Origin of the sequence: Pseudomonas baetica (assembly GCF_051216495.1) — a bacterium.
Classification (GTDB): Bacteria; Pseudomonadota; Gammaproteobacteria; order Pseudomonadales; family Pseudomonadaceae; genus Aquipseudomonas; species Aquipseudomonas baetica_B.
The window spans coordinates 21,931-28,239 of the sequence record NZ_JBPKAM010000085.1; the positions used below are offsets into that span (position 1 = coordinate 21,931).

General features: G+C 59.8%; 5 protein-coding genes. 4 read left to right on the top strand and 1 reads right to left on the bottom strand.

Annotated features, from left to right (window positions below; genetic code table 11):
- Window positions 1-5: 5 nt before the first annotated feature.
- Both ACSFE6_RS24110 and ACSFE6_RS24115 read left to right on the top strand, forming a co-directional pair.
- The gene (locus tag ACSFE6_RS24110; protein ID WP_435429931.1) at window positions 6-683 is read left to right on the top strand and encodes a response regulator; all 678 of its coding nucleotides are present in this window, start codon (window positions 6-8) and stop codon (window positions 681-683) included.
- On the top strand, window positions 680-2,026 hold the full coding sequence (locus ACSFE6_RS24115; protein ID WP_435429932.1) for an ATP-binding protein: 1,347 nt from the start codon (window positions 680-682) through the stop codon (window positions 2,024-2,026). Before ACSFE6_RS24110 ends, ACSFE6_RS24115 begins: the two co-directional genes overlap by 4 nt.
- Window positions 2,027-2,156: 130 nt before the next feature.
- Here ACSFE6_RS24115 and ACSFE6_RS24120 read toward each other — a convergent pair whose 3' ends face one another.
- On the bottom strand, window positions 2,157-3,170 hold the full coding sequence (locus ACSFE6_RS24120; RefSeq protein WP_435429933.1) for an AraC family transcriptional regulator: 1,014 nt from the start codon (window positions 3,168-3,170) through the stop codon (window positions 2,157-2,159).
- A gap of 338 nt (window positions 3,171-3,508) precedes the next feature.
- On the opposite strand from ACSFE6_RS24120, the gene ACSFE6_RS24125 reads away from it, so the two are divergent.
- Window positions 3,509-4,843 carry a dicarboxylate/amino acid:cation symporter gene (locus ACSFE6_RS24125; RefSeq protein WP_435429934.1) on the top strand — a complete coding sequence of 445 codons (1,335 nt, stop codon included), beginning with the start codon at window positions 3,509-3,511 and terminating at the stop codon, window positions 4,841-4,843.
- Between the two features lie 144 nt (window positions 4,844-4,987).
- Window positions 4,988-6,169 carry a CaiB/BaiF CoA transferase family protein gene (locus ACSFE6_RS24130; protein ID WP_435429935.1) on the top strand — a complete coding sequence of 394 codons (1,182 nt, stop codon included), beginning with the start codon at window positions 4,988-4,990 and terminating at the stop codon, window positions 6,167-6,169.
- Window positions 6,170-6,309 lie beyond the last annotated feature (140 nt).

Below are 6,309 nucleotides of genomic sequence, written 5' to 3' on the forward strand. Positions count from 1 at the left end.
ATGTTATGAAATTGCTGGTCGTCGAAGATGAAGCGCTGTTGCGCCATCACCTGCAAACCCGCCTCACGGAAAGCGGCCATGTGGTCGAGTCCGTGGCCAATGCCGAGGAGGCGTTGTATCAGACCGAGCAGTTCAACCATGACCTGGCGGTGATCGATCTCGGTTTACCAGGCATGAGCGGCCTCGATCTGATTCGCCAGCTGCGTTCGCGGGGCAAGGCTTTTCCAATCCTGATCCTCACCGCGCGCGGCAATTGGCAGGACAAGGTCGAAGGCCTGGCGGCCGGCGCCGACGACTATGTGGTCAAGCCGTTTCAGTTCGAGGAGCTCGATGCCCGGCTCAATGCGTTATTACGTCGCTCCAGCGGCTTCACCCAGTCGACCATCGTCGCCGGGCCGTTGTTGCTCGATCTCAATCGCAAGCAGGCATCCCTCGACGATCAACCGCTGGCGCTGACGGCCTACGAGTACCGCATCCTCGAGTACCTGATGCGCCATCACCAGCAAGTGGTGGCTAAAGACCGCTTGATGGAGCAGTTGTACCCCGATGACGACGAGCGTGATCCGAACGTGATCGAGGTGCTGGTCGGCCGCCTGCGACGCAAACTCGAGGGCACCGCCGGATTCAAGCCGATCGATACCGTTCGCGGCCTCGGCTACCTGTTCAATGAGCGCTGCACTTGATTCGTTCTCTTCGTGTCCGCTTGATGCTCGCCGCCACACTGCTGGCGGTGTTTTTCATGCTGGCGTTGTTGCCGGCAATGCAGGGCGCATTCAGCCTGGCGTTGCAGGATTCCATCGAGCAGCGCCTGGCATCCGACGTAACGACGCTGATCTCCGCCGCCCGGGTGGAGAACAACAGCCTGCAGATGCCGGCGCAATTGCCCGACGAACGCTTCAACCTCACCGACAGTCGTTTGCTCGGCTATATCTATGACCGTGAAGGTCACTTGGTGTGGCGCTCCAAGGCCACGCAAGAAGAACACATCAATTACAAACCGCGTTATGACGGGCGCGGAAACGAGTTTGCGCGAATCAGCGAAGCCAATGGCCAGGAATTCTTCGTCTATGACGTCGAGGTCAAGCTGCTGGGCGGCAAAAGCGCGGCGTTCAGTATTGTCGCGCTGCAACCGGTTCGCGAGTACGAACAGACCCTCGAAGGTCTGCGGGAAAACCTCTATCTGGGGTTCGGCGCGGCCTTGCTGGTGCTGCTGGCGCTGCTCTGGATCGGCCTGACCTGGGGCTTGCAGGCATTGCGTCGACTCAGCCAGGAACTGGATGAAATCGAAAGTGGTGCCCGTGAAAGCCTCAGCGAGCAACATCCCCGCGAACTGCTGCGCCTGACCGGCTCCCTGAACCGCTTGCTGCACAGCGAGCGTGAACAGCGCAGTCGCTACCGGGATTCCCTCGACGATCTGGCGCACAGCCTGAAAACCCCGCTGGCGGTGCTGCAGGGTGTCAGCGAAGACATGGCGCAACGCCCCGAAGATCGCGATCAGGCCTGGGTGCTGCAAACCCAGATCGAGCGCATGAGCCAGCAAATCAGCTACCAATTGCAACGCGCCAGCCTGCGCAAAAGCGGTCTGGTGCGTCATCAGGTGCGCTTGCGACCGGTGCTGCAAAGCTTGTGCGACACGCTCGATAAGGTCTACCGCGACAAGCGCGTGCGGGTAGCCCTAGAGCTGCCGGAAGAGTGTTACGTGCCGATCGAGCGGGGCGCTCTACTTGAAATGATGGGCAACCTGCTGGAGAACGCCTATCGACTGTGCTTGGGCGAAGTGCGCATCAGCGTGCGGCAGACGCTGAGTGGTATTGAACTGTGCGTCGAGGACGACGGCCCCGGCGTACCGCCTGACCAGCGTGCGCGAATCCTGCAAAGAGGCGAGCGGCTGGATCGCCAGCATCCCGGGCAGGGCATTGGTCTGGCGGTGGTCAAGGACATCATCGAAAGTTACAGCGCCAAGCTGACCCTGGGGGATTCACCCATGGGCGGTGCGGCGTTCAGGATTCAGTTTCCGGTGGTTTGATCCTGAATGGATTGTGTTCTCCCTGGCCTCTTCGCGAGCAGGCTCGCTCCCACATTGGATTGGCGTCGCTTGGAAGTCCACTGTGGGAGCGAGCCTGCTCGCGAAGGGGCCGGTCCATTCACCGCAAATCTCAACTCTCCTGCGCTCGATAAGCCCCCGGCGTCAGCCCCGTCCACTTCTTGAACGCCCGATGAAACGCCGAAGGCTCGGAGAACCCCAGCTGTTCGGCGATCTGCTGCAAGGGCAGGTCATTGCGGCTCAGATGATAGATCGCAATGTCGCGGCGCAACTGGTCTTTCAACTCCTGAAAACTGGTGCCTTCTTCACGCAGATGCCGACGCAGTGTCTGTGGGCTGATGTGCAGGTGCGCGGCCACGGCTTCCAGGTCTGGCCAGGGGGAGCTGTCGCGACTGAGTAGATGCCGCAACCGACTGCTCAGGCTGTGGCCGTCATCAGGTCGCGCCAGCAGATCGGCCGGCGAGCGCTCAAGGTAATGCCTGAGGGTGCGCTCGTCCTGCAGCAGCGGCATATCAAGGTAACGACAGTGAAACAGCAGGCTGCTCTGCGCCGTAGCACTCTTTGTTGAGGAGAAGACCAAAGGGCAGGAGAACAACAAATCGTATTCCGCCCCGTGTTCCGGGCGCGGATAGCTGAACGTGGCCTGCTCCAGACGAATGCGCTGGCCGATCAGCCAGCTGCCGAAGCGGTGCCAGATCACCAGCAGATATTCAGTGAGGAAATGGTCCGGGTCCCAGAGCGGCGAATCGTCCAGGCTCAGGCGAACCATTTCGTCTTCGCGCGTCAGTGTCAGGCGCGGGGCGCCAGGGAATAGGCTATAAAACAATATGCCGCGTTTGAGTGCCTTCTCCAGATTGCGGCAATGAATCACCGCATGGCACATCATCGCGAAGCTGCCCGATTTACTCGGTGCTTGTCCGAACCCCAGGTATTCGTCGTCCAGTGCCAGCCAGAGTGCCTGGATCAGTTGGGTGAACTGCTCCGGTGCAATGCGCGCCCGCGGCTCGTCGAGCAACTCGGGGCTGATCCCCAATTGCTGCAACAGACCCGAGTAGTCGTAGCCCTTGCGTTGCACACCGCGCAGGACGGCACGGGCGAAATGACTAGCGATGGTGCGTTCGCGCATAAAAAGCAAATCCATCCATTGAGCGACGGATGGTAGCTGTGGTTTCAACGGGCGAACAAGGCGGATATCCGCCAAATTGCAGGACGTGTTTTGGTCGAAGGGCGGAAATCCGCCACTTCGTTGTAGCTGTTCAAAGACAAGTAAAAACCTGCAACCCCTGATATCAAAAGGCTTGTAGGGAATTCAAGGAAGGTGGCACGGGCTTTGCGATACAACCGGCAGATGCTTGCCGTCGTGCAGCTCGAAAAAACAAATCCCTCCAGTGCAGGAGGGTTCGCAAATGAGGTGTGAGGGCAACAGATGGATGTTGTCACCGCGCGCTCCTGAGGAACTTTGCAATGACGACTCGTCAGCCACTGTACAAATCCCTGTATTTCCAGGTGATCGTTGCAATTGTCATCGGTATCTTGCTCGGTCACTACTATCCGCAGCTCGGTGTGGCGGTAAAGCCACTGGGTGACGGGTTCATCAAACTGATCAAAATGATCATCGCCCCGATCATCTTCTGCACCGTCGTCAGCGGTATTGCTGGCATGCAGGACATGAAGTCGGTCGGCAAGACGGGCGGTTACGCACTTCTGTATTTCGAAATCGTTTCGACCATCGCCCTGTTGGTCGGCCTGGTAGTGGTCAACGTCGTGCAACCGGGCAACGGCATGCACATCGACGTGACCACGCTGGATGCTTCGAAAGTCGCTCAGTATGTGGCGGCCGGTGCTGATCAAAGCGTCGTTGGCTTCCTCCTGAACGTGATTCCGACCACCATCGTTGGCGCGTTCGCTACGGGCGACATCCTGCAAGTGCTGATGTTCTCGGTGATCTTCGGTTTCGCCCTGCATCGCCTGGGTGCCTACGGCAAGCCGATCCTGGACTTCATCGATCGCTTCGCCCACGTGATGTTCAACATCATCAACATGATCATGAAGCTCGCGCCAATCGGTGCCTTCGGTGCCATGGCCTTCACCATCGGTGCCTACGGTGTCGGCTCGCTGGTGCAACTGGGTCAACTGATGGCCTGCTTCTACATCACTTGCCTGCTGTTCATCCTGATCGTACTGGGCGGCATTGCCCGCATGCACGGTTTCAGCGTGCTGAAAATGATCCGCTACATCCGTGAAGAACTGCTGATCGTGCTGGGTACTTCTTCTTCGGAATCGGTGCTGCCACGCATGCTGATCAAGATGGAGCGCCTGGGCGCGCAGAAATCCGTGGTGGGTCTGGTGATCCCGACCGGTTACTCGTTCAACCTCGACGGTACCGCGATCTACCTGACCATGGCGGCCGTGTTCATTGCCCAGGCCACCGACACCCACATGGACATCACCCACCAGATCACCCTGCTGGTGGTGTTGCTGCTGTCCTCCAAAGGCGCCGCCGGCGTGACCGGTTCGGGCTTCATCGTACTGGCTGCCACCCTGTCTGCCGTCGGCCACCTGCCGGTTGCCGGCCTGGCGCTGATCCTCGGTATCGACCGCTTCATGTCCGAAGCCCGCGCCCTGACCAACCTGATCGGTAACGCCGTTGCCACCATCGTTGTGGCCAAGTGGACCAAGGAACTGGACACTGATGTATTGCAATCCGAGCTGGCCTCGGGCGGCCGCGGCATCGCCGACGAACCTAAAGACGATGTGTTGGGCCATGTCGAAGGGGCCACCCCGACGAACGCCAAGTAAGTCTTGTTGTAGTGAAAAACCCGCTCCGGCGGGTTTTTTATTGTTTGCGACTTGAGCGAAACGGTCAGCGTCACTGGCGCATAAGGTGATTGCTGCAAAGCGATCGGCTGCCTAGGCTGTGGGCATCGTTAAGGGAGAACATTCATGCTCGGTCCACTGGCATCACTCAAGGTTCTGGATTTCTCGACACTGCTGCCGGGGCCCTTCGCCTCGTTGTTGCTGGCGGACATGGGCGCCGAGGTGCTGCGCATCGAATCCCCGACCCGCATGGACCTGGTGCGCGTGCTGCCGCCCCACGATCAAGGTGTTTCGGCCAGCCACGCCTACCTCAATCGCAACAAGCGCAGCCTGGCGCTGGACCTTAAACAGCCCGAAGCGCTGGAGGTGATCAAACAGTTGCTACAGGACTACGACATCGTGCTGGAGCAGTTTCGTCCCGGAGTCATGGAGCGGCTGGGCCTGGGTTATGAAGCCTTGAAGGCGATCAATCCGAAGCTCATTTATGTGTCGATCACCGGTTACGGCCAGACCGGTCCCTACAAGGACCGCGCCGGCCACGACATCAATTACCTGGCGCTGGCCGGGCTGGCGAGCTACACCGGCCGCGCCGATGGGGGGCCTTTGCCCTTGGGCGCGCAGGTGGCAGATGTGGCTGGCGGCTCGCTTCACGGCGTGATCGGCCTGTTGGCCGCGGTGATCGCCCGGCAGCAAACAGGGCAGGGGCAGCATCTGGATGTGAGCATGACCGACTGCGCGTTCAGCTTGAACGCCATGGCCGGAGCCGGGTACCTGGCCTGTGGTGTCGAACCGGGGCGGGAGGACCAGGTGCTCAATGGTGGCAGCTTCTACGATTATTACCGCTCGCGGGATGGGCGCTGGCTGTCGGTGGGCAGCCTGGAGCCGAGTTTCATGAAGCAGTTGTGTGTAGCGTTGGGGCTGGAGGAGCTGGCGAGCCTCGGTCTGTCGGTGCAACCGGCGCAGCAGAAAAAGCTCAAGGATGCGCTGAGGGTTGAGTTCGAAAAGCATGACTTTGCTGAATTATGCGCGCTGTTTTCCGAGCTGGATGCCTGTGTCGAGCCGGTGCTCAGCCTTGGGGAAGCGGTACGGCATCCGCAGTTGCAGGCGCGAGAAGTGGTGACCCAGGTGCCGCGTGGTGATGGGTCGAGTCAGGCGCAGATGGCTTGTCCGTTGAAGTTTTCCGATGGCTTGCCGGAGCCGAAACATATTGGTGCGGCGTTGGGGCAGCATACGGATCAAGTGTTGGGGGAGTTGGGGTACAGCGACGAGCAGATTGAAACGTTGCGGCGTGCCAAGGTGATCCTCTAGCGCCTTCCAGGCCGCCTTGGGGGGGGGGGGGGGGGGAAGAAGGAGATACCCACACAGGGGTTGTGGTGGTTAAAAACCCCCACGTGGGGGAAACCTTCCTCCACAAAGGGAACAACCACACACAAAACACTCCTTACCAC